Below are 20,337 nucleotides of genomic sequence, written 5' to 3' on the forward strand. Positions count from 1 at the left end.
GTCTAGCCAGGGGCCGCATCGAAATCGATCGCAAATCCCGCGTCGATGGCGCTTCGCGCAATGAGATCGCCAATTTGCCAATCCGTGAGTTCGCAAAGTGGAAACATCTTCCTCACGGCGATGGTCACTTCGACTATCGAGACGCTCGGATTGTCGACATGATCGATCAGGTAGCGGACAATCGCTTGCCGAACATCCAATGAATTTGGCTTCTGCAGCGGCGCGGACATTTCCGGCCTACGAATGGAGCCGTGGTTCCAGGCCATCCGCTGTTTTGGCGTCGAAGGCGACAGGCACGCCGTGCACCACGCATGCTGCCGCCAGCATCTCCTCCAACTCGTGGTTGGTGGCCTTGCAAGCCGGCATGAGTGTTCGAATGGCGCGGATCGCCTGCGCGATCGAGAGATACCGAGCCTTGCCTCTGGAAAGGACATAGGCCTCCGCCGCGCCTTCAACCGTGACTGTGTGAAAAGTGTGGCTCATCAACAGTTCCTCCCTGCCAACCATACGACTTTCGTCTAACATGCGGCGGCCTTCAAGCTTTTGTCTGATATCGGACAATCAGGCGGAGCGCGTCGCGTTGACCGGCCTCATGCGACGCGCTTCAGATTGTTGTTTTCATGCATGTCGTAATCGCAAAACCGCTGCAAACCTCGGGCTGGTTCAGGCCCGAGGGCATGCTTTTGCGCGACATGCATCAGCCGAAGTGACGTTGCTCCTCGTCGCCATAGGCGCCATGTGTGAGCTTTATCATTCCGGCACGGTGGACGATCGTGATCTCGCCGCGCTTGGCGTGGACCAGCCCCCGATATTCCAGCATTTGCAGGGCGGTGGTAACGCCGGGGCGCCGAGCGCCGAGCATGGTCGCCAGAAATTCATGCGTCAGCCGGATCTTGTTGCCCTCGGTCCGGTCGTGGACCATCAGCAACCAGCGGGCCAGCCGTTCCTCGATCTTGGAATGGCCATTGACCAGTGCCGTCCGGGACGACTGGACAAGGAAGGCGTGGGCATAGCGAAGCAGTGACGCGCGAAGCGACTGGCTCTTTGCCACCTCAGCACGAAGATTCTCAACCGGCAGGCACCAGCCATTGCCTGCGACCTGGATGTAGGTCTCATTGGGAGAGCTGTCCTGGCCAAGAATGACGGCAACGCCTGTCATGCCATCATAGCCAATGATCCCGACCTCACTCTGCCGTCCTCCAGTCATGGTGGCGACCACCGAAGCGATACCCGCTTCTGGAAAATACACATGCTCGATCGGCTGATACGGAACCTCCAGCTGGGCTTTGAGGTCCAGTTGGACATGATGCATTGACGGCCGTAGCAGCGCGAAATCCTCTGGGGAGAGGGCTTTCAGCAGATGATTGCGAGGAAGGGACACGGCTCTCTCCCGGACGGGCAAGAGCACGAACCCTCTCACTGTCGGCTGCATCCGCAGCACTGGCAGCCGATATCAAAGCATAGGCTGCGAACGCGCGCTTGGCAAAACCTTCGCCACCCGCCGCCGAACTTCAAACTGAGACACGGCCCTGGCGGCAGTCGATCCCCTTTGCGCATCCTTGCGCGCTGGCTTCGTCAGCGAACGTACTGTGCCGGAGTTGTGCCACAACCGGGCGCGCAGCCCCTGCGCCCCCGAGCACCACGAACCGAAAATAGGTTTACGACGATCCATACGCGCCGTGATGATAAATCAGCGCCGGGCCGGGCTCTCCACTGACCACATGCCGGACGCTGCCGAGGACCAGCGCGTGGCTGTGGCGAACAATCGTGTCCTCGACCGTGCAGTCGACCGCGGCAAGCGCGCCGTCGAGTGCCAGTGCACCGCTTGGCAGGCTGGACCAGCGAGCTCCCTCGTAACGCGCCGAACCCTTCAGACCGCCGCGCCCGGCGAAACGGTCAGCGATCGCAATCTGGTCGGCGCGCAGCACGTTCACGCAAAAGTGCCGATGCCGGCTGATGGCTGCCCATGTCGACGAGTTCAAGTTGATGCTGACGACCATCACCTCCGGTTCGACCGACAGGGAGTGGGCCGTGGTAACAGTTGCGCCCGTCCGTTCGTCGCCGAGACCAGCGGTGACGACAGAGACGGCCCCGGCGAGGTGTCGCATCGCAAATTTCAGGGGGATCCGGGTTTCAATCAGGGGAACGCGTTCGGTCAGTGTCATCTGGACAGCCTCATCGTGTCTGCAGCTTCACGACGCCTTCCGACGCAACGCCGTTTGGTGTCCAAGCCATTGGTGGATTTCAGCGGCGATGCGTTCGGCATGGGCGGTGACTTCGGGAATTCCCATCAATTCGCCAACGCTGCCACGCGCCAGCGGCCCGCTGACGAAAATGCTGCCGGTCGGTCGGCCGGATGTCCCGACCGCACGGCCTTGGCTGTCGGTCGCCAAGCCAAGACCAATCGGGTCCAGCCGGACCAGTCCCATTCGCCCGAGAGCGGCGATTGCGGTGTTGGTCCGGAAAATATCGGCATGCGCCGGCCCGGTTGTGACGATCACTCTGTCAAACGTCTCGATCGTCTGGGTGTGTTGGCGCCTTGGCCGCAGCGTGACACCAATGCGCCCGTCGACCCGCTCGGCGCCAGTAATCGATGCGGCGCGATAGGCGAGCGTGCCTTCGGCAACCCGGCGATCGAGCACGGCCGCGATCTGTGGCGCTATGCGGAAGCGATGCACATCCCACAGCGCGCGCAAATGGCGCACGACGCGGCGTTGCTCAGCGAGCGGCAGGGCCTGCCATATGATTTGCCCTTGTCGCCGGACTGCGTCGAGCACGGGGTGCCAGCCTTCGCCCTGCTGCGCGGCGGTTGCGATGGTCGACCGGATACGCCTGAGAAGCACGGTGGCGCTGCGTGAAGGCAGGCCGGTGAAGTCGCCGATCGGATCGGCAAGCATAGCCGCATGGCCTCGCGATCGGTAGCCATGGCGCGACAGTGCTGTGATGCGACCGCAATGGCTATTGCGGTCGAGCGTTGCGATGACATCCGCCGACGTCAGTCCAGTGCCGACGACGAGCACATGGTCGCAGCGTCCGATCGCTTCCAGCCTTTCGAGATCATAGGGATTGGCTACCAGCCCGGCTGCACCAGCCACGGACTGCAGGGACAATGGCAAAGTCGGTGGCGGATGCGTCGTCGCAAGCACCAGAGCGTCCGCTGCGAGCGTTCCTCCCTCAGCGAGGATCAGGTGGTAGCCCTCGCCACTGAGCTTGGCTGACGCGACCGCGGATCTGACATGGCGGATTGTTTTGCCGAACAGAAAGGGCTGAAGATGGGATTCCACGTAGCGCCCGAAAACGCGACGCTGCGGGTAGAGCGCTCCATTGGCGGCAATGGCCTCGGGATCGTCCGCAATGGCGCCGGTCTGCTCCAGCCAGTCGGCAAAGTGGCTGTCCTGGCCGGAGATCAGCGTCATCCTCGACGCCGGCACATTGATGCGGTGTGAAGGATCGGGCGTCGAATAGGCCAGACCATAGCCGAGCCCCTCTCGGGGCTCGACGACCACGATATCGGCAGCTCCGGCGGGCAGAAGCCGCGCAAGATGAAACGCAGTCGCCGCACCGGAAAAGCCGCCGCCGATGATGACTACGACCGGCCCCCTGCCCGATTCTCTGGCGCTCAAGACTGACTCGCGCGCAGTGCCGACGGTCGATGGTCGCCGGCCACCGTTTCGCCAAAAGGCCCCATGTTCACGGCCGTTGCCCGTGTCGAGATTTCGTGATCGAGCGGCAATAGCGGCAGCACCAGTTCGCCAAAACGATAGGCTTCCTCCAGATGCGGATAACCGGAGAGGATGAAGGTATCGATGCCGATACGCCGGTATTCGTCGATCCGTTCCGCCACCGTGGCCGCATCGCCGACCAGGGCGGTGCCGGCGCCGCCGCGAACCAGGCCGACGCCGGCCCACAGGTTCGGACTGATTTCCAGCTTGTCGCGACGGCCGCCATGCAGCCGGCTCATTCGCGACTGGCCGACGGAATCCATGCGCGCGAAAACCTTCTGCGCCTCGGCGATCGTCCTATCGTCGAGGCGGCTGATCAGCCGGTCGGCATCGGCCCAGGCCTCGTCATTTGCTTCGCGGACGATGACATGCAATCGGATTCCAAAACTCACCGCTCGTCCCGCCTTCTCGGCAAGGCCGCGCACATGATCAACCTTGGCGGCGACGTCGGCCGGCGGTTCGCCCCAGGTCAGATATTTGTCGATCTGTTCGGCGGCGACCGCGTTGGCCGCCTCTGACGAGCCGCCGAAATAGAGCGGCGGATGTGGCGTCTGCACGGGCGGAAACAGCAGCCGGCCGTCCTCGATGCGGAAATGCTTACCTTCGAAAGCGACGGTTTCGCCGCGCAGCACGGCCTTGTAGATGTCGAGGAATTCCCGCGTCACCTCATAGCGCTCGTCATGGCTGAGGAAGATGCCGTCGCCCTTGTTCTCGACCGGATCGCCGCCGGTGACCACATTGATCAGCAGTCGTCCGCCGGAAATGCGGTCGAGCGTCGAGGTCATGCGCGCGGCGAGCGTCGGCGATTGCAGGCCCGGCCGGACGGCGACAAGAAAGCGGAGCCGCTGCGTCAGCGGCGCCAGAGCCGACGCCACAACCCAGCTGTCCTCGCAACTGCGTCCGGTCGGCAGCAGCGCGCCATAGTAGCCGATGGCATCGGCAGCTTTGGCGACCTGGGTGAGGTAGGGCAAGTCGACCGCCCTGCCCCCCTCGGAGGTGCCGAGATAGCGGCTGTCGCCATGGGTCGGAAGAAACCACAGGACCTTGATCCTGTCGGGAGTGGCAATGCTCATGAATAGTCCTCTGTGACCTGGCGCGCCTTGCTCAGCTCCAGGCATGGAGAGGCGGATTGACGTCGTTGAGGTAGTAGTTGCCCAAGATCGCGTATTTCCAGCGCACCGGATCGTGCAGCGTGTGGGTGCGGGCGTTGCGCCAATGCCGGTCGAGATTGTGCTCGGCCAGCGTCGAGCGTGTGCCGGCGAGCTCGAACAGCTTGTTCGTGGCATTGATGGCGATCTCGGTGGTGAGGATCTTGGATTCCGCCACAGCGATCTGCGCTTCAGCGACGGTCTTCTCGTCCGGGTCGGCGACGGCGCGATCGACCGCAAGCCCGGCCTTTTCCAGAACCGCCTCTGCCGCATTGGCGCGCAGACGAAGGTCGCCGATCGCCTGGATCGTATAAGGATCCTGCCAGGCATGATCGACGCCGCTGTCTATCCAGGCGCGCGACTTGGTGCGCACGAAATCGACCGTCTCATCGATCGCCGCCTTGGCGATGCCGAGATCGACCGCGGCCTGGATGATCTGGAAGATGGCTCCGTCGGCCGTCGGCCGATCGTAGCCCTTATAGCCGGGAACCAGATGCGTCTTCGGCACCTTCACATTGTCGAGCAAGACCGTGCCGGACAATGTCGTCTTCTGGCCGAAGCTCGACCAGTCGTCGATGACCGTCAGTCCGGGCGCGCCGCGATCGGCGATGGCATACCAGGCGCGGCCCTCGTCATCGAGCGCCACGATCGGGACCAGATGCGCGAGTAGCGCGCCGCTCGAATAGAATTTCTGGCCGTTGACGACGACATGGTCACCGGCGTCGACGAACTTGGTTTCGAAGTCGGCCGCCCGCTTGGCGCCGAATTCGGAGAACGCGTTGCCGAAGCGCGTGCCGGACAACACCTCGGCGAAAAGCAGCTTCTTCTGGGCCTCGTCGGAGACGGTGCGGATGGCGGCGACGACGCCGAGATGGTTCTGCGGAATCTGGCCCAGCGACGGATCGGCCGCCGAGATGACGGTGATCACTTTCGACAGCGTCACATAGGAGAGCTCCGGCCCGCCATAGGCTTTCGGCACGTTGATCGACCACAGGCCGCTCTGCGAAAACGCATCGAGCTCTCCCGTCGGCCAGAGGCGTTCACGGTCCCGCCTGGAGGCGTCCCTGGCGAATTCGGCGGCCAGTTTTTCGGCGACAGCGATCGCCTCGGCGTCGGTCCTGATAACATGCGCCCTGGCTGACGGACGCTCGACCGGTGGCACGGCGCTGCGGATATCGGACGGCTGCTTCGATTGGATGGTCATGCTGCGGTCTCCTTGGGGAAATGGTCGGATGGAAGCGGCGAGCCGCCGAGATAGTAGGTCTTGATATCGGCGCGCTGGCGCAGGTCGTCAGCCAATGCTTCGAGGACGCTGACGCCGTTCTCGAGCACGGTGGCGCGGTCGGCGTATTTCAGCGCGACCGCCGAATTCTGTTCGGCAACGAGGATCGAAAGGCCTTCGTCGCGGTTTAGTCGTTTCAGGGCGCTGAATATCTCGTCGACGATCAGCGGCGCGAGCCCCATCGACGGCTCGTCCAGAACAAAGAGTTTCGGCCGCGACATCAGGCCCCGGCCGATTGCCGTCATCTGCTGCTCGCCCCCGGAAGTGAGGCCGGACCGGGTTCGCCGCTTCTCGGCGAGCCTGGGGAAAAGTGAATAGACACGGTCGAGGTCGGCCTTGACGCCGGTGCGAGAGGACGAGCGCCCGAGCGCGCCGGTGAGGAGGTTCTCTTCGACCGTCAGCGAACGGAAGCAATGCCGGCCCTCGAGGACCTGGACGAGGCCGCTGCGGACGAGCTGTGAGGGGCTTGCCCTTGAAACATCCTCGCCATCGAAGGTGATCCGACCGGCGGTAACAGTGCCGCGCTCGGCCGGGAGGAGATTGGATACGGCGCGCAGCAGCGTGGTCTTGCCGGCGCCGTTGGAGCCGAGCAAGGCGATGATCTCGCCTTTGCCGACCGACAGGTCGACGCCGTGCAGGGCCGCGATGGCGCCGTTGTAGACGGCTTCCACGCTGCTAACTGACAGGATCGGGTTTTCCGGGCTGGACATCGATGACTCCGCTGGGAAGCTGGATGGCGCGGCCGGCCAGTTTGTCGGCCGCGCCATGCAAACTCAAACTCAGTTGCTGACCACCGCTTCGGCGTCTTCGGCCGTGCGGATCTTGATGCCCTTTTCCTTGGCGTAGGCCTCGGACGACTTCTCGATGATCGGGCGCAGCAGCTTCCAGTCGGGCGCGATCCAGTCGGACACGACGTTCCACTTCTTGCCGTCCCACTGCTGGAAGGTCACGTAGCCGTCACCCTCGTGATTGTCCCAGGAGACATTGATCGAGTGGAACAGATCCTTGGCGCCGAGCGCCGCGACGCGCGCCGGATCGAGCTTGAGATGCTCGAAGCCCCAGCGCACTTCGTCGCCGGTCAGCGTGCGGTTGCCGAACTTGGCCTGCGCGATGCGGACCGCCTCGACATTGAGGATGCCATTGACGATGCCGAGATTGTGGTAGACCGAGCCGATGCGGCCCTTGTCCTCGAGATTGCCCTTGCCGGCGCCGTAGATCGTTTTCACGATCTCCTGGACCACCGAATACTGCTCGCCCGAGGCCTGGGTGGTGATGGCCGTATAGCCCTTGGCGGCATCGCCCGCGGGGATGACGTCCTCTTCCGAATTCGACCAGACATTGCCGACAATGTGATCGGCCGGGAAGCCGGTCTTCTGCGCAGTCTTCAGCGCTACGGGGTTCATCACGCCCCAGCCGCGCAGCACCACATAGTCGGGACGCTCGCGACGGATCGTCAGCCATTGTGCCTGTTGCTCGTTGCCCGGATGCGGAACCTCGATCTGCGACAGTTCGAAGCCGTATTTCTGCGCCAGCAGCTCGTAGATCGGGATCGTCTCCTTGCCGTAGGGCGAGCCGTGATAGAGCACCACGATCTTCTTTCCCTTGAGCTTGTCCAGGCTGCCTTCCTTGGAAGCGATGTAGTTCACGATGCCGGAAGTCTCGCTGTAGGGATTGAGCAGCAGCGGGAAGACGTAAGGGAACACGCGCCCGTCCGTGGTGTCGGTGCGGCCGTGGTTGATGGTGATCAGCGGCACCTTGTCGTCAGTGATGCGGTCGATCATGGCGTAGGCGATGCCGACCGAAAGCGGGTTCCAGGCGGCGATACCCGGATTGCTCTTCAATCGTTCGTAGACCTCGACGCCCTTCTCGACCTCATACTGGGTCTCGCCTTCGCTCCAGGTCAGCTTGACGCCGTTGACGCCACCGTCGCGGATGTTGATCAGGTTGAGGTAGTCGATGAAGCCGCCGAAGAAGCCGGTGCCGCCGGCGGCATAGGGGCCGACGCGATAGCTCTGCAGGGGGAAATACTGTTCGTCGGCGTGGACAGCCGTCGCGCCGAGCACGAAGGCCGTGGCGATCGCCACTTTCTTGAGATGACTGAAGAAGGTCATGAGTTGCGTCTCCTGAGGTGTGGGTCCGTGAGAGGATGTCGAGCGGCGCTCAGCTGGACCTTGAGCCGATCCGTCGTTTCAGGCGGTCGAAGAGGGCCGACAGCCCGCTCGGTTCCGCGATGAGGAAGATGATGATGAGGGCGCCGAGCACGATGCGCTGGCTCATGTCGAGCACGCCCGAATCGAACAGGCCGCCAAACAGGAAGGCGCCGAGCCGGGACAGAACCAGCGGGAAGACGACGATGAAGGCCGCGCCCAGAAACGCACCGCGCATCGAAGCCAGCCCGCCGATGATGATGATGAACAGGATCTGGAAGGAGCGGTCGAGGTTGAAGCCGGCCGGCTCTACGGTGCGCAGATAGGTGAAGGCCCACAGCACACCGGCGACGCCGATAATGAAGGACGAGATGGCGAAGGCCAGCAGCTTGGTTCGCAGCACCGGCACGCCGATGACGCGCGCCGCCGTTTCATTGTCGCGCACGGCAATGAAGTTGCGGCCGGTGGCGCTGTTGACCAGCCGCCAGACGAGAGCGGTGAGCACGATGACCGTGGTGACCGAAAGCAGGTAGCGGCCGGTGGCGCCGTCGAGCGGGAACCCAGCGACGATGAGATGCGGCGCCGAAATCACGCCGGACGGATTGTAGTTGGAGAACCAGCCGAACTTGGTCAACGCCCATTGCACGAAGAACTGGGCGGCGAGCGTCGACACGGCGAGATAAAAGCCGCGCAGCCTGAGACTGGGCAGGCCGAACACGACGCCGATGCCGGCGGCCGAAATCCCGGCCAGGATCATGGTCGCCGCCAGCGGCAGCCCGTCGACCCGCAGGTTGAAATTGTAGGCGGCGAAAGCGCCGACCGCCATGAAGGCGGAAGAGCCAAGCGAAAGCTGGCCGCAATAGCCGGTCAGCAGGTTAAGGCCGACCGCCGCCAGGCTGAGCGCCAGAAACGGCAGCAGGATTGCCTCGACGAGATAGCTCGACGCGTAGGCGGGGATCAGGCCATAGGCGACGACGACCAGCACGGCCGGCAGAGCTAATCTCTGCCAGTCGATTGGAACCCTTGCGGCATCGAGCGCTTGCACGGCCATCGGTCAGACCCTTTCGACGGTTTTCTGGCCAAACAGGCCGGATGGGCGCACCAGCAGGACCACCAGCGCCAGCGCATAGGCGAACCAGCCTTCGATGCCGCCGCCAACGAAGGGGCCGAGATAGACCTCAGCGAGCTTCTCGCTGGCGCCGATGATGAGGCCGCCGACGATGGCGCCGAGGATGGAATCAAAGCCGCCAAGCACCAGCACCGGCAGCGCCTTCAAAACGATCAGCGACAAAGAGAACTGGACACCGAGACGCGCACCCCAAAGCAGCCCCGCGACCAGCGCCACGAACCCCGCGGCCGTCCACACCGTTCCCCATATCCGGGGCAGCCGCAGCCCGACGGCGAGCGCCGCGAACTGGTCGTCGGCGACGGCGCGAAACGCCAGCCCGATCCGGGTCCAATAGAAAAATGCGCTCAAGCCCGCCACCATCGCCGCGGCAATGCCTGCGGCGAGAAGGTCAAACGACGAGATCAGGATGCCGCCGACCTCGAAGGGCGTGTCGTCTATGCCGAGATCGAGCCCGTGCACCTGGGTGCCCCACATCAGCTGGGCAGCGCCCTCAATGATGTAGGACAGCCCAAGCGTAGCCATGAACAGCGTCATCGGCGAGCGATTGACCAGCGGCCTGAGCACAATCCGCTCGATGGTGAAGCCCAGCGCGACCATGACCGCGAAGGTGATGAGCAGCGAAAGCGCGAAGGGGATGCCGCGTTCGACGAGGCTGACAAAGGTGAGCGCTGCGAACAGCACCATCGACCCTTGCGCGAAGTTCAGCACGCCCGACGTCTTGTAGATCAGCACGAAACCGATGGCGACAAGCGAATACATGACCCCAGAGAGCAGGCCGCCGACCAGCACTTCGATGGCGAAGAGGAAATCATAGTAGCTCATCAGATGTCCTCGCCATCGGCGGTGCCGATATAGGCCCGGATCACTGCCGGATCGGTCCTGACCTCGGCCGGCGTCCCGTCTGCGATCTTGCGGCCGTAGTCGAGCACGGCGACCCGGTCGGAGAGTCCCATGACCACGCCGATATCGTGCTCGATCAGGATGATGGTGACGCCGTGTTGGTCGCGCGCGGCGCGCACGAACCCGGCCATCTCGGCTTTCTCGGTCGCCGTCATGCCGGCCATCGGTTCGTCGAGCAGCAGGATCTTCGGCTCGGCGACCAGGGCGCGGGCCAGTTCGACCCGCTTCTGCAGGCCGTAGGGCAAGCTGGCGACCAGGCGGTCGGCGACGGCCTCAAGATGCAGGAAGGCGATTGTCTGGTCGACCTTTTCGGCGATTCCCGCATCTTCACGCCGGGCGCGTGGCAGATTGGCAATGTGTTCAACAAAACTGGCGCGCCTGGTGTAGACGCGGCCGGACGCGACGTTGTCGCGCACCGAAAGCCCGCCGAACAGCGCCAGGTTCTGGAAGGTGCGTGCAACGCCCAGTCGCGCCAGGCGACTCGCCGGCACCTGTGAGAAGGACTGGCCGTCGATCGCGATCCTGCCGTGGTCGGCGTGATAGAGGCCGCTGATGATGTTGATCAGTGACGATTTGCCAGCGCCGTTGGGGCCGATCACCGCGCGGATCTCACCGCCTTTGACCTCGAGATCAATGTCGCTCAGCGCCTTAACGCCGCCAAAGGAAATGCCGATCCCGCTCAGGGCCAGCATCGCATCAGCCTTTGCCGATTGGCGCGCCTGGCGCGTGTCCTCCACGGGACGAGCACCAGCAAGAATGCCTGAAATTTCGGGCGCGCGCTCGTATGCGGCGACTCCCAGCGAAGCACCAATCATGAAACGTCTCTGATTTGAAGGAGAACCGGCAGCGGCCCGAGGGCCGCGCCTGACCTATTCCGCGGCGACAAGTTCCCTGTCGCGAGCCGCTTCCAGTTCGCGCACCAGTGGAATGACGCGCTTGCCGAAGAACTCGACCTCTTCCTGGAAATGCAGGAAGCCGAGCAGGATCAGGTCGGCGCCGGCGTCCTTGAGCTTGAGGACGCGTTCAGCGATCTGTTCCGGCGTGCCGATGAGATTGCTGCGGAAGCCGTCATTGTATTGCACCAGATCCTCGTAGGAGGATTTCGCCCAATTGCCTTCGCCTTCCGGCGAGGCCTTGCCGGCATTCTTGACCTGATCGGCAAAACCCTGGACTGCCTCGGGATTGGCCTTGGCGATGATCTCGTCGAGCACTGCGCGCGCCTCTGCCTCAGTCTCGCGAGCGATGGCGAAGGCATTGACGCCGATCTTGACGTTGTGGCCATTGGCTTTCGCCTTGGCGCGGATGTCGTCGACCTGCTTCCGGATCTCCTCCGGCGTGTTGCCGTTGGTAAAATACCAGTCGGAGACCCGCGAAGCCATGTCGCGCGCGGCGCGCGACGAGCCGCCCTGGAAGATCTCGGGCAAGGGCTCGATCGGCTTGGGCTTCATCGAATAGTTGGTGAAGCGGTAGAAGTCGCCCTTCAGCGTGAAACTGTCCTCGGTCCAGATGCCACGCAGCGCCCGGATAAATTCCTCCGACCGGCGATAGCGCTCGTCATGGTCGAGCCAGAGCTCGCCAATGGCGGCGAACTCGCCACGGAACCAGCCGCTGACGACATTGACGGCGACGCGGCCATTGGTCAGGTGGTTGATGGTAGCGATCTGCTTGGCCGCCAGCGCAGGATTCCACGGGCCGGGCAGGATCGCCGCGATGACCTTCAGCGTTGTGGTGGCGGCAAGCAAGGCATGGCTGAACGACACCGATTCATGCTGGTTGTCGGCGCCGTAGCCGGCGGTGAAGCGTATCTGGCTCAGCGCGTAATCGAAGCCATTGGCCTCGGCGATCTGGGCGAGCTTGCGGTTGTAATCGATATCCCAGCCGGTCCGCTGCTCGATGTTGGAGATGACCAGTCCGCCCGAGACATTCGGAACCCAGTAGGCGAATTTGAGGCTGTCGGAATGCGAGGCCATGTCGTTGTTCCCTTTTTTGATTGATTCAGCCGACGCGCGTGGCGACGGCATCGTTCGCATGACTGGAATTGAGCAAGGAGACCGCTTCGGTAGCGGCCCTTGAAATGCGCTCGATGATGGCCGCACCGGCGATCTCGCCTTCGATGAAATCGTCGGGCGCGCCGTAGACGCCGGTCGGGACGGTGACGGCACCGAAAAAGCCGAACAATGGCCGGAGCTGATGTTCGAGCATCAGGCCATGGTATGGGCTGCCACCGGTCGCCGCGAGCAGCACGGTCTTGCCCGTCAGCGCACGATAATCAACGAGATCGAACAGGTGTTTGAGGGCGCCGGTGTAGGAAGCCCGATAGACAGGCGTGCCGACCACGAGCAGATCGGCATTCTCGACACGCTGGATGATCGCTTCTCCGGATGCGCCAAGCGCGCCGCGGGATAGGCCGGCGAAAAGCGAGGGTGCCGCCTCGGTGATCTCGATCAGACCGGTGTCGGCCGGCACGCGCAACGCGACCGCCTTGACCAGCGCGTTCACCACCGCGGTGGTGCGTGACGGTGTGTTTACGCCGCCCGATATTCCGAGAACCGATAATCGTGCCACGCCGTCAATCTCCCAGCCCCCCCTGTCTGCGCAACAGGGCGTTTCTAAACTGGAGCAGACCATATTCTACAAAAACTATAGATATAAGGAACTAGGTTTTGTTTTTCCGCTCCCGGGAGAAAAAAGCCGTTCTGCTCCATGATCGGTAGCACCGTCCGTATGGGAGCAGAGCGCAGGCCACCGCACGAGAAGGATCGAAACGGCCGCAAATTCATCCATCAACATTTCAAAGGCGCCCTATTCCTTGCGCAATGAGGTTTGGTGCCATCACAAGCGAAACAATTGCCGCCGAATTGAAGACCACGACCCACCATTTGCTGCCGGTGAGGAAGCCGTAGCCAACGGCAACCGCCAGGCCCCAATCGGCGGAAGGAGGCTGGATGTCGAGGCCGAGGAAGCTCAGCGTGGCGATCGAAAAGAACGCATATCCCAGCCGCGTCACCAGCTCGATGAGGGTCGTCTCCCTGACATTGGGCAGGATTTCCAGGGACACGATGGCGAGCGTGCTTTCGCCGCCGAGGCGGGCGGCGCTGACATAGTCGCGCTCCCGCTGCTCGCGCACGGCGGCGCGAACGGTCCTTGCCCAGGCGATGCCGATCACCAGAATGACCGTGAAGTTCGATGGCCAGAGCGCGACCAGCGTCATAGTGACCAAAACGATGAAGGGAAACGCCATCAGCGTATCGAGCAGCCTTGCCCCCACTGCATCGACCAGCCCATCGAAATAGCCAAGCATGAGCCCAAGCGCACTGCCGGCGGCAACGCCCAGAAGTGTCGCCAGCGGCGCAAACCAGCAGGATATCGCGCGAGCCGACCACGATGCGGGATAGCACGTCGCGGCCCAGCTGGTCGGTGCCGAACCAGTGCGCAGCGTCAGGCGCAACCCTGCGCAGCTGTGCATAGAACCCGTTCTAGAATGCCGTTGGAAACTGGTGCTGCGAGAGAGGATTGAACTCTCGACCTCTCCCTTACCAAGGGAGTGCTCTACCACTGAGCTACCGCAGCCGCTGATGGCGGGGCTTCTGCCATATCGAACCGGCAAGCGCAAGGCCAAGCGCAAGCCATCTGTGAAAGCCCGCTCCGACGGCTTTTGCGGACATGGCAGCGCCACAATGTTGGCTATCCCTGAATAGAGGGTCAGCCGGGACGGAACCATGAACGACAAGGCAATTCCATCTGACAAGGAGGGTTCACCCGACAAGGAGGGGCGATCTGACAAGGGCGGGCTATCGAAAAAGGACAGCCCACCGAAAAGGGCTGACCGCAAGACCCGGCTCGCCGAGCAATTGCGCGCCAATCTGCAGAAGCGCAAGGCGCAGTCGCGCTCGCGACGCACTGGCGGGGCCGACAAGCGGCCGGACGGGCTCGAAACGCAAAAGGATTGACCTATTATCAACAGCCACGGCGCGGGAATCCTGTTTCTTGAACCAAGCCGGCCAATGGTTTAGACGGGCCGGGGTCTAGACCGGCCACAACAGACTCAACCGATTAAACCGGCCTTTCGGCCGAGGGGACGCTCTTCCATGGATCGCATCAGAATTGTCGGCGGCAACAAGCTTGCCGGAAGCATCCCGATCTCGGGCGCGAAGAACGCCGCGCTGCCGCTGATGATCGCTTCGCTGCTCACCGACGACACGCTGACGCTGGAAAACGTGCCGCATCTGGCCGATGTCGAGCAGTTGATCCGCATCCTCGGCAATCATGGCGTCGACTACTCGGTCAATGGACGCCGCGAAAAGCAGCAGGAGGGCTATTCGCGCACCGTCACTTTCTCCGCCCGCAACATCGTCGACACCACCGCACCCTACGAACTGGTGTCGAAGATGCGCGCCTCGTTCTGGGTGATCGGCCCGCTGCTTGCCCGCATGGGCGAGGCCAAGGTGTCGCTGCCCGGCGGCTGCGCCATCGGCACGCGGCCGGTCGATCTTTTCCTGGAAGGCCTCCAGGCGCTGGGCGCCGATATCGACGTCGACACCGGCTATGTCATCGCCAAGACCAGGAACGGCCGTCTTGTCGGCAATCGCTACGTCTTCCCGAAAGTGTCGGTCGGCGCCACCCATGTGCTTGTCATGGCGGCGTCACTGGCCAAGGGCGAGACGGTGCTCGAAAACGCCGCCCGCGAGCCCGAGATCGTCAACCTCGCCGAATGCCTCAACGCCATGGGCGCCAGGATTTCCGGCGCCGGCACCGAGACCATCACCATCGACGGCGTCGAAGCGCTGTCGGGCGCGCGCGTCCGGGTGATACCTGACCGCATCGAGACCGGCACCTATGCGATGGCCGTCGCCATGACCGGCGGCGACGTCGTGCTCGAAGGCGCGCGGGCGGACCTGCTGCAGACCGCGCTCGACGTGATCTCCCAAACCGGCGCCGAGATCACGCAGACCAATTCCGGCATCCGCGTCAGGCGCAACGGCGCCGGCATTGCGCCTGTCGACGTGACGACAGCGCCCTTCCCGGCGTTCCCGACCGACCTGCAGGCGCAGTTCATGGGTCTGATGACGATGGCCAAGGGCAAGTCGCGCATCACCGAGACGATCTTCGAAAACCGCTTCATGCACGTCCAGGAACTTGCCCGGCTCGGCGCCCACATAACACTGTCCGGCCAGACGGCGATCGTCGACGGCGTGCCGAAGCTGAAGGGCGCCCCAGTGATGGCGACCGACCTTCGCGCTTCGGTGTCGCTGGTCATCGCCGGCCTGGCGGCCGAAGGCGAGACCACGGTCAACCGGGTCTATCATCTCGACCGCGGTTTTGAGCGGCTGGAAGAAAAGCTGTCCGGCTGCGGCGCGGAGATCGAGCGGATTTCGGGGTAGAGGTAACGGCCTGAGGTCGGCGCTGCCCCTCATCTGCCCGCCGGCATCTTCTCGCCGCCTGGATCAGGGCTATCGCAGGTGGAGAGCCGAGGCTTTCGCTCTACGATGGACCCCCACCCCTAACCCCTCCCACAGGGGGAGGGAGACTTCCGTTGGCGCTGACCTCCGCAAATTGCCCGCCTTTCAGCGCCAAAGGGGAAATTTTAGGTGCGCGGCAGCGTTCCCTCCCCCTTGTGGGGAGGGTTAGGGTGGGGGTCCACCTTCGCAAGAATCCAAATGCGATGCTCTGGTCAGAATCCGTGGCGCGGTTGCACGGATCGCCAAGACCGCCTAACAGAAAACTGATGTAAACCTTCGCAGGTGCGAACTCCGCATGAACCTTCTCAAGCTTGTCGCGCTCGACGATCAGGATCTGAGCATCGTCTCGGCCCATGTCCAGGACGCCGTGCTGAAGGTCGGCGACCTCGAATACATGCCGGCGGTCAAGCGCTTCGTGATGACGATGAACCGCTTCGTCTGGGAGGTGAAATCGGGGCTGTTCCGCGAGCACAATGAGCGGCGGCAAAGCGTGCTGCATTTCGACCGGGTGCTGGGCGCCAAGACCAGCGGCATTGCCCGCGACAAGCCGGACGAGGTGCTGTCGCTGCTGGCGATCAGCTTCGTCGCCCTCGACAAGCCGGCCGGCATTGTCGAGCTGATCTTTTCCGGCGGCGGCGCGATCATGCTCGATGTCGAGTGCATCGAGGCGCGGCTGGCTGACATTGGCGGCGCCTGGGAAGCGACGTCGCGCCCCTTCCACAGAGCCTGAGCACACAAGATGGCCATCACGCTTCGTCTGTCCGATGCCGATTTCGAGCAGCGGTTTGCCGCGTTCCTTTTGACCAAGCGCGAGGTCTCGGAGGACGTCGACGCCGTGGTGCGCGCGATCATCGCGCGGGTGCGCGCCGAGGGCGACGCGGCGCTCATCGACTACACGCAGAAATTCGAACAGGCCGACCTGAAAGGCCTCGGCATTGCCGTGTCGCAAGACGACATCGCCAAGGCCTATGATGCGGCCGACCCGCAGACGATCGAGGCGCTCAAATTCGCCCGTGACCGCATCCGTTCGCATCACGAGCGGCAGCGGCCGAACGACGACCGTTATACCGACGCTGCCGGCGTCGAACTCGGCTCGCGCTGGACCGCGATCGAGGCGGTCGGGCTCTATGTCCCGGGCGGTACGGCGAGCTACCCAAGCTCGGTGCTGATGAGCGCCGTGCCGGCCAAGGTCGCCGGCGTCGAGCGCATCGTCATGGCGGTGCCGGCGCCCGGCGGCGTCATCAATCCGCTGGTGCTGGTGGCGGCGGATCTGACCGGCATATCCGAGATCTACCGCGTCGGCGGCGCGCAGGCGATCGCAGCGCTGGCCTATGGCACCGAGACGATAAAGCCGGTCGCCAAGATCGTCGGCCCCGGCAATGCCTATGTCGCCGCGGCCAAGCGCCAGGTGTTCGGCACGGTCGGCATCGACATGATCGCCGGGCCATCGGAAGTGCTTGTCGTGGCCGACGCCAGCAACGATCCGGACTGGATCGCCGCCGACCTGCTTGCCCAGGCCGAGCATGACGTGTCGGCGCAGTCGATCCTGATCACCGACGATCCTGACTTCGGCGCGGCGGTCGAACAGGCGGTCGAACGCCAGTTGCAAAACCTGTCGCGCGCCGGGACGGCGGCGGCGAGCTGGCGCGATTTCGGCGCCGTCATCCACGTCCCCCGAATCGAGGCGGCGCTGCCGCTGGTCGACCGCATCGCGGCCGAACATGTCGAGCTTGCCATCGACGCGCCGGAAGCCTTCCTGGCGCGGATGCGCAATGCCGGCGCTGTCTTTCTCGGCCGCCACACGCCGGAAGCCATCGGCGACTATGTCGGCGGCTCCAACCACGTGCTGCCGACGGCGCGCTCGGCGCGCTTCTCGTCCGGGCTTTCGGTGCTCGATTTCGTCAAGCGCACCTCGATCCTGAAGCTCGGGCCGGATCAGCTGCGGGCGCTGGCGCCGGCGGCCATCGCGCTGGCCACAGCGGAAGGCCTCGACGCGCATGGACGCTCCGTCGCCATCCGGCTGAATATGTAGCTGACATGGCGGACTACGATCGAACCCGTGCCAGGCTGATCGATGTCGAGCTCGACGAATCGATCGGCCGTTCGACGCCCGATGTCGAGCATGAGCGGGCGGTGGCGATCTTCGACCTGATCGAGGAAAACAGCTTCCAGCCGGTCAATGACGACGGCGCCGGGCCCTACCGGCTAAAACTGTCGCTGGCCGAATCCCGCCTGGTCTTCGCGGTGACGCGCGAGGACGGCGCGGCGGTCGTCACCCACATCCTGTCGCTGACGCCGCTCAGGCGCATCGTCAAGGACTATTACATGATCTGCGAAAGCTATTACGACGCCATCCGCACCTCGACGCCAAGCCAGATCGAGGCGATCGACATGGGCCGGCGCGGTCTGCACAATGAGGGCTCGCAGACACTAATGGACCGGCTGGCCGGCAAGATCGACATCGATTTCGACACGGCGCGCCGGCTGTTCACGCTGGTCTGCGTGCTGCACTGGCGAGGCTGAACTGTCAGTCCCCCTGCCCCGCTCGATCCTGCCCCGCTCGATCCTGTTCGTCTGCGGCATGAACGCCGTGCGCTCGCCGATGGCCGAACTGCTGGCGCGCCAGGTGCTTCCGGCCACCAGTTTCGTCGCGTCGGCCGGGGTGCGCGGCGGCGAACGCGACCCGTTCGTCGACGCCGTGCTGGCCGAGGACGGGCTTTCGCTCGGCGACCGGCACCCGAGGACACTGGACGATCTCGAGGACGACTATTTCGACCTGATCATCACGCTGTCGCCGGAAGCCCATCACACCGCGCTCGAGCTTACCCGCTCGCTGGCCGTCGACGTCGAATATTGGCCGATGCCGGACCCGACTGGCGTCGGCGGCACGCGTGAGCAGATCATGGCCGCCTATCGCGAGGTGCGCGAACGGCTGAAGGCGCGGATCGGCCGCCGTTTTCTGGCGCCGGAAGCAGAAAAACCGGGCTGATTTAAGCATGTTCACAAGCGCACGATTATCATATAGGTTCCGCCCAAATTCCGGCTAGAGTCGGATGATTTCAGGTCTGTTCGACCTGAGATCTGAATCCGCCTCTAAATCCAAGAAGTAGAGCATGATGTCGTCCGAAAACCGCTTCACACTTTTCGGCATCATGCTCTAGGCGCTGGGAATCCATCCAAGCAAAGGTATCGAATGCCGAAGGAAGAAGTCCTCGAGTTTCCGGGTGTCGTCACGGAATTATTGCCCAATGCGATGTTCAGGGTGAAGCTTGAAAACGAACACGAAATCATCGCCCACACCGCCGGCCGCATGCGCAAGAACCGCATCCGCGTGCTGACCGGCGACAAGGTCCTGGTCGAGATGACACCCTACGACCTGACCAAGGGCCGCATCACCTACCGTTTCAAGTAAGATCGTCAGAGCTCCCGGGATCGCGATGAGCACTTTGCCGAAGCTCGTGCTTGCCTCGGGTTCGCCGCGTCGGATCGAGCTGCTGCAGCAGGCCGGCATCGAGCCGGACCGCGTGCTGCCGGCCGGTGTCGACGAAACGCCGCTGCGCGCCGAGCATCCGCGCTCGCTGGCCAAGCGCCTGTCGAAGGAAAAGGCCGAAAAGGCGCTGGCCTCGCTGCAGACCGAAGAGGATTATGCACCGAGCTTCGTGCTGGCCGCCGACACGGTGGTCGCCGTTGGCCGGCGCATCCTGCCCAAGGCCGAAACGTTCGACGACGTCACCAATTGCCTCGGGCTGCTGTCCGGCCGTTCGCACCGGGTCTATTCCGGCATCTGCCTGATCACGCCGAGCGGCAAGCTGCGCCAGCGGCTGGTCGAGACCAGGGTGCGTTTCAAGCGGCTGCCGCGCGCCGAGATCGACGCCTATGTGGCCTCGGGAGAATGGCGCGGCAAGGCCGGCGGCTACGCCGTCCAGGGGCTGGCCGGCGCCTTCGTGGTCAAGCTTGTCGGCTCCTACACCAACGTCGTCGGCCTGCCGCTCTATGAGACGGTGGCGCTGCTGGCCGGCGAGGGCTTCAAGGTGCATGCCAACTGGCAGTCAGTTCGGCCATGAACTCGGGTTCGGACGACAAGGTCACGCCGCTGCGCCCCAAGCGGCCCTGCCCCGAATGCGGCAAGCCGTCGGCGCGCGAGACCTACCCGTTCTGCTCCGTGCGCTGCAAGGACATCGACCTCAACCGCTGGCTCAAGGGCGCCTATGTCATTCCGGGCCGCAATGACGAGGACGAAACGGACAACGACCCTCCCAAATGAAGCTGTTCGGCACGGCTTGGTGACTTCGACCGCGTCCCATGAATCGAGCTGTCGAGCGACTGCTCGTTTGCCGCTTGAAATCAACGCTTAAGCGCTGGACAGGCCGGATTCCCGTGCTATAACCCACCCGCTTTCAAGGGGCGCCTGCGGCGCTTTCAAGAAATCCGGCGTGCAGAACTGCCCGCGTGCCGGAACAGGCCCAGATAGCTCAGTTGGTAGAGCAGCGGACTGAAAATCCGCGTGTCGGTGGTTCGAATCCGCCTCTGGGCACCATCACTTTCCCCAA

The 20,337-nt window shown here is 63.6% G+C and carries 24 protein-coding genes and 2 tRNA genes; 10 read left to right on the forward strand and 16 right to left on the reverse strand.

The genetic code is table 11. The annotated features are described in order from the left end of the window. Positions 1 to 2: 2 nt before the first annotated feature. From BQ8794_RS17495 to BQ8794_RS17570, 16 genes are all read right to left on the reverse strand, one after another. A complete protein-coding gene (locus BQ8794_RS17495) occupies positions 3 to 200 on the reverse strand; it encodes a hypothetical protein (protein WP_244555009.1) in 198 nt (65 codons plus the stop codon). A gap of 37 nt (positions 201 to 237) precedes the next feature. Beyond that, positions 238 to 483 carry a hypothetical protein gene (locus tag BQ8794_RS17500; RefSeq protein WP_027155570.1) on the reverse strand — a complete coding sequence of 82 codons (246 nt, stop codon included), beginning with the start codon at positions 481 to 483 and terminating at the stop codon, positions 238 to 240. A gap of 214 nt (positions 484 to 697) precedes the next feature. Then, positions 698 to 1,381 carry a Crp/Fnr family transcriptional regulator gene (locus BQ8794_RS17505; protein ID WP_244555010.1) on the reverse strand — a complete coding sequence of 228 codons (684 nt, stop codon included), beginning with the start codon at positions 1,379 to 1,381 and terminating at the stop codon, positions 698 to 700. A gap of 277 nt (positions 1,382 to 1,658) precedes the next feature. Then, on the reverse strand, positions 1,659 to 2,165 hold the full coding sequence (locus BQ8794_RS17510) for a flavin reductase family protein (protein WP_077379713.1): 507 nt from the start codon (positions 2,163 to 2,165) through the stop codon (positions 1,659 to 1,661). A gap of 27 nt (positions 2,166 to 2,192) precedes the next feature. Further along, entirely contained in the window at positions 2,193 to 3,623 is a 1,431-nt protein-coding gene (locus BQ8794_RS17515; RefSeq protein ID WP_077379715.1) for an FAD/NAD(P)-binding protein, read from the reverse strand. After that, positions 3,620 to 4,795 (reverse strand): FMNH2-dependent alkanesulfonate monooxygenase, encoded by a 1,176-nt coding sequence (ssuD, locus tag BQ8794_RS17520; protein ID WP_077379717.1) that lies wholly within the window; start codon positions 4,793 to 4,795, stop codon positions 3,620 to 3,622. Before ssuD ends, BQ8794_RS17515 begins: the two co-directional genes overlap by 4 nt. 31 nt (positions 4,796 to 4,826) lie before the next feature. Then, entirely contained in the window at positions 4,827 to 6,074 is a 1,248-nt protein-coding gene (locus BQ8794_RS17525) for an SfnB family sulfur acquisition oxidoreductase (RefSeq protein WP_077379718.1), read from the reverse strand. Beyond that, positions 6,071 to 6,862, reverse strand: coding sequence for an ABC transporter ATP-binding protein (locus tag BQ8794_RS17530; protein WP_077379781.1), 792 nt, complete (start codon positions 6,860 to 6,862; stop codon positions 6,071 to 6,073). The genes BQ8794_RS17525 and BQ8794_RS17530 overlap by 4 nt, the downstream gene beginning before the upstream one ends. A gap of 69 nt (positions 6,863 to 6,931) precedes the next feature. Next, positions 6,932 to 8,263, reverse strand: a complete 1,332-nt coding sequence (locus tag BQ8794_RS17535; protein ID WP_077379720.1) for an ABC transporter substrate-binding protein — start codon at positions 8,261 to 8,263, stop codon at positions 6,932 to 6,934. A 49-nt stretch (positions 8,264 to 8,312) separates the two neighbouring features. Further along, positions 8,313 to 9,350, reverse strand: coding sequence for a branched-chain amino acid ABC transporter permease (locus BQ8794_RS17540; RefSeq protein ID WP_077379722.1), 1,038 nt, complete (start codon positions 9,348 to 9,350; stop codon positions 8,313 to 8,315). Positions 9,351 to 9,353: 3 nt separating this feature from the next. Then, positions 9,354 to 10,250, reverse strand: a complete 897-nt coding sequence (locus BQ8794_RS17545) for a branched-chain amino acid ABC transporter permease (RefSeq protein WP_077379724.1) — start codon at positions 10,248 to 10,250, stop codon at positions 9,354 to 9,356. After that, a complete protein-coding gene (locus BQ8794_RS17550; protein WP_077379726.1) occupies positions 10,250 to 11,143 on the reverse strand; it encodes an ABC transporter ATP-binding protein in 894 nt (297 codons plus the stop codon). Before BQ8794_RS17550 ends, BQ8794_RS17545 begins: the two co-directional genes overlap by 1 nt. Positions 11,144 to 11,197: 54 nt before the next feature. After that, positions 11,198 to 12,298: a dimethylsulfone monooxygenase SfnG gene (gene sfnG / locus BQ8794_RS17555; RefSeq protein ID WP_077379783.1), complete on the reverse strand. Its 1,101-nt coding sequence runs from the start codon at positions 12,296 to 12,298 to the stop codon at positions 11,198 to 11,200. A gap of 25 nt (positions 12,299 to 12,323) precedes the next feature. Continuing rightward, positions 12,324 to 12,893: an FMN reductase gene (gene msuE / locus BQ8794_RS17560; RefSeq protein WP_244555011.1), complete on the reverse strand. Its 570-nt coding sequence runs from the start codon at positions 12,891 to 12,893 to the stop codon at positions 12,324 to 12,326. Between the two features lie 226 nt (positions 12,894 to 13,119). Beyond that, positions 13,120 to 13,794, reverse strand: coding sequence for an ABC transporter permease (locus BQ8794_RS17565; RefSeq protein WP_244555012.1), 675 nt, complete (start codon positions 13,792 to 13,794; stop codon positions 13,120 to 13,122). Positions 13,795 to 13,823: 29 nt separating this feature from the next. After that, a tRNA-Thr gene (locus BQ8794_RS17570) sits at positions 13,824 to 13,898 on the reverse strand. 149 nt (positions 13,899 to 14,047) lie between these two features. Here BQ8794_RS17570 and BQ8794_RS17575 point away from each other — a divergent pair. The 10 genes from BQ8794_RS17575 to BQ8794_RS17620 all read left to right on the forward strand — a co-directional run bounded on the left by BQ8794_RS17575 (position 14,048) and on the right by BQ8794_RS17620 (position 20,324). Beyond that, complete coding sequence (locus BQ8794_RS17575; RefSeq protein WP_077379729.1) at positions 14,048 to 14,278, forward strand: hypothetical protein; 231 nt, start codon at positions 14,048 to 14,050, stop codon at positions 14,276 to 14,278. A gap of 138 nt (positions 14,279 to 14,416) precedes the next feature. Next, a complete protein-coding gene (gene murA / locus BQ8794_RS17580) occupies positions 14,417 to 15,709 on the forward strand; it encodes a UDP-N-acetylglucosamine 1-carboxyvinyltransferase (protein ID WP_077379731.1) in 1,293 nt (430 codons plus the stop codon). Between the two features lie 373 nt (positions 15,710 to 16,082). Further along, entirely contained in the window at positions 16,083 to 16,517 is a 435-nt protein-coding gene (locus BQ8794_RS17585; protein WP_077379733.1) for a DUF2948 family protein, read from the forward strand. A gap of 9 nt (positions 16,518 to 16,526) precedes the next feature. After that, positions 16,527 to 17,819: a histidinol dehydrogenase gene (gene hisD / locus BQ8794_RS17590; RefSeq protein ID WP_077379735.1), complete on the forward strand. Its 1,293-nt coding sequence runs from the start codon at positions 16,527 to 16,529 to the stop codon at positions 17,817 to 17,819. A gap of 5 nt (positions 17,820 to 17,824) precedes the next feature. After that, positions 17,825 to 18,310: a UPF0262 family protein gene (locus BQ8794_RS17595; protein ID WP_027155503.1), complete on the forward strand. Its 486-nt coding sequence runs from the start codon at positions 17,825 to 17,827 to the stop codon at positions 18,308 to 18,310. A 58-nt stretch (positions 18,311 to 18,368) separates the two neighbouring features. After that, entirely contained in the window at positions 18,369 to 18,776 is a 408-nt protein-coding gene (locus BQ8794_RS17600; protein ID WP_143744599.1) for an arsenate-mycothiol transferase ArsC, read from the forward strand. 204 nt (positions 18,777 to 18,980) lie between these two features. Beyond that, a complete protein-coding gene (gene infA / locus BQ8794_RS17605) occupies positions 18,981 to 19,199 on the forward strand; it encodes a translation initiation factor IF-1 (protein WP_006200926.1) in 219 nt (72 codons plus the stop codon). A gap of 25 nt (positions 19,200 to 19,224) precedes the next feature. Further along, complete coding sequence (locus BQ8794_RS17610; RefSeq protein ID WP_077379739.1) at positions 19,225 to 19,851, forward strand: Maf-like protein; 627 nt, start codon at positions 19,225 to 19,227, stop codon at positions 19,849 to 19,851. Then, positions 19,848 to 20,051 (forward strand): DNA gyrase inhibitor YacG, encoded by a 204-nt coding sequence (gene yacG / locus BQ8794_RS17615; protein WP_077379741.1) that lies wholly within the window; start codon positions 19,848 to 19,850, stop codon positions 20,049 to 20,051. Before BQ8794_RS17610 ends, yacG begins: the two co-directional genes overlap by 4 nt. Positions 20,052 to 20,248: 197 nt before the next feature. Next, positions 20,249 to 20,324 (forward strand) — tRNA-Phe (locus BQ8794_RS17620). Positions 20,325 to 20,337: the final 13 nt, after the last annotated feature.

It is taken from the genome of Mesorhizobium prunaredense (genome assembly GCF_900156895.1).
In the GTDB taxonomy this organism is placed as follows: Bacteria; Pseudomonadota; Alphaproteobacteria; order Rhizobiales; family Rhizobiaceae; genus Mesorhizobium; species Mesorhizobium prunaredense.

Bases quoted from the DNA above. Each gene is read 5' to 3' on its own strand.
- murA (WP_077379731.1), top strand. From the start codon at position 14,417: ATGGATCGCATCAGAATTGTCGGCGGCAACAAGCTTGCCGGAAGCATC.
- BQ8794_RS17510 (WP_077379713.1), bottom strand. From the start codon at position 2,165: ATGACACTGACCGAACGCGTTCCCCTGATTGAAACCCGGATCCCCCTG.
- BQ8794_RS17550 (WP_077379726.1), bottom strand. From the start codon at position 11,143: ATGATTGGTGCTTCGCTGGGAGTCGCCGCATACGAGCGCGCGCCCGAA.
- sfnG (WP_077379783.1), bottom strand. From the start codon at position 12,298: ATGGCCTCGCATTCCGACAGCCTCAAATTCGCCTACTGGGTTCCGAAT.
- BQ8794_RS17525 (WP_077379718.1), bottom strand. From the start codon at position 6,074: ATGACCATCCAATCGAAGCAGCCGTCCGATATCCGCAGCGCCGTGCCA.
- yacG (WP_077379741.1), top strand. From the start codon at position 19,848: ATGAACTCGGGTTCGGACGACAAGGTCACGCCGCTGCGCCCCAAGCGG.
- BQ8794_RS17540 (WP_077379722.1), bottom strand. From the start codon at position 9,350: ATGGCCGTGCAAGCGCTCGATGCCGCAAGGGTTCCAATCGACTGGCAG.
- BQ8794_RS17500 (WP_027155570.1), bottom strand. From the start codon at position 483: ATGAGCCACACTTTTCACACAGTCACGGTTGAAGGCGCGGCGGAGGCC.
- BQ8794_RS17595 (WP_027155503.1), top strand. From the start codon at position 17,825: ATGGCGGACTACGATCGAACCCGTGCCAGGCTGATCGATGTCGAGCTC.
- BQ8794_RS17575 (WP_077379729.1), top strand. From the start codon at position 14,048: ATGAACGACAAGGCAATTCCATCTGACAAGGAGGGTTCACCCGACAAG.
- ssuD (WP_077379717.1), bottom strand. From the start codon at position 4,795: ATGAGCATTGCCACTCCCGACAGGATCAAGGTCCTGTGGTTTCTTCCG.
- BQ8794_RS17530 (WP_077379781.1), bottom strand. From the start codon at position 6,862: ATGTCCAGCCCGGAAAACCCGATCCTGTCAGTTAGCAGCGTGGAAGCC.
- BQ8794_RS17585 (WP_077379733.1), top strand. From the start codon at position 16,083: ATGAACCTTCTCAAGCTTGTCGCGCTCGACGATCAGGATCTGAGCATC.
- hisD (WP_077379735.1), top strand. From the start codon at position 16,527: ATGGCCATCACGCTTCGTCTGTCCGATGCCGATTTCGAGCAGCGGTTT.
- BQ8794_RS17600 (WP_143744599.1), top strand. From the start codon at position 18,369: ATGAACGCCGTGCGCTCGCCGATGGCCGAACTGCTGGCGCGCCAGGTG.
- BQ8794_RS17545 (WP_077379724.1), bottom strand. From the start codon at position 10,250: ATGAGCTACTATGATTTCCTCTTCGCCATCGAAGTGCTGGTCGGCGGC.
- infA (WP_006200926.1), top strand. From the start codon at position 18,981: ATGCCGAAGGAAGAAGTCCTCGAGTTTCCGGGTGTCGTCACGGAATTA.
- BQ8794_RS17565 (WP_244555012.1), bottom strand. From the start codon at position 13,794: ATGCACAGCTGCGCAGGGTTGCGCCTGACGCTGCGCACTGGTTCGGCA.
- BQ8794_RS17535 (WP_077379720.1), bottom strand. From the start codon at position 8,263: ATGACCTTCTTCAGTCATCTCAAGAAAGTGGCGATCGCCACGGCCTTC.
- BQ8794_RS17610 (WP_077379739.1), top strand. From the start codon at position 19,225: ATGAGCACTTTGCCGAAGCTCGTGCTTGCCTCGGGTTCGCCGCGTCGG.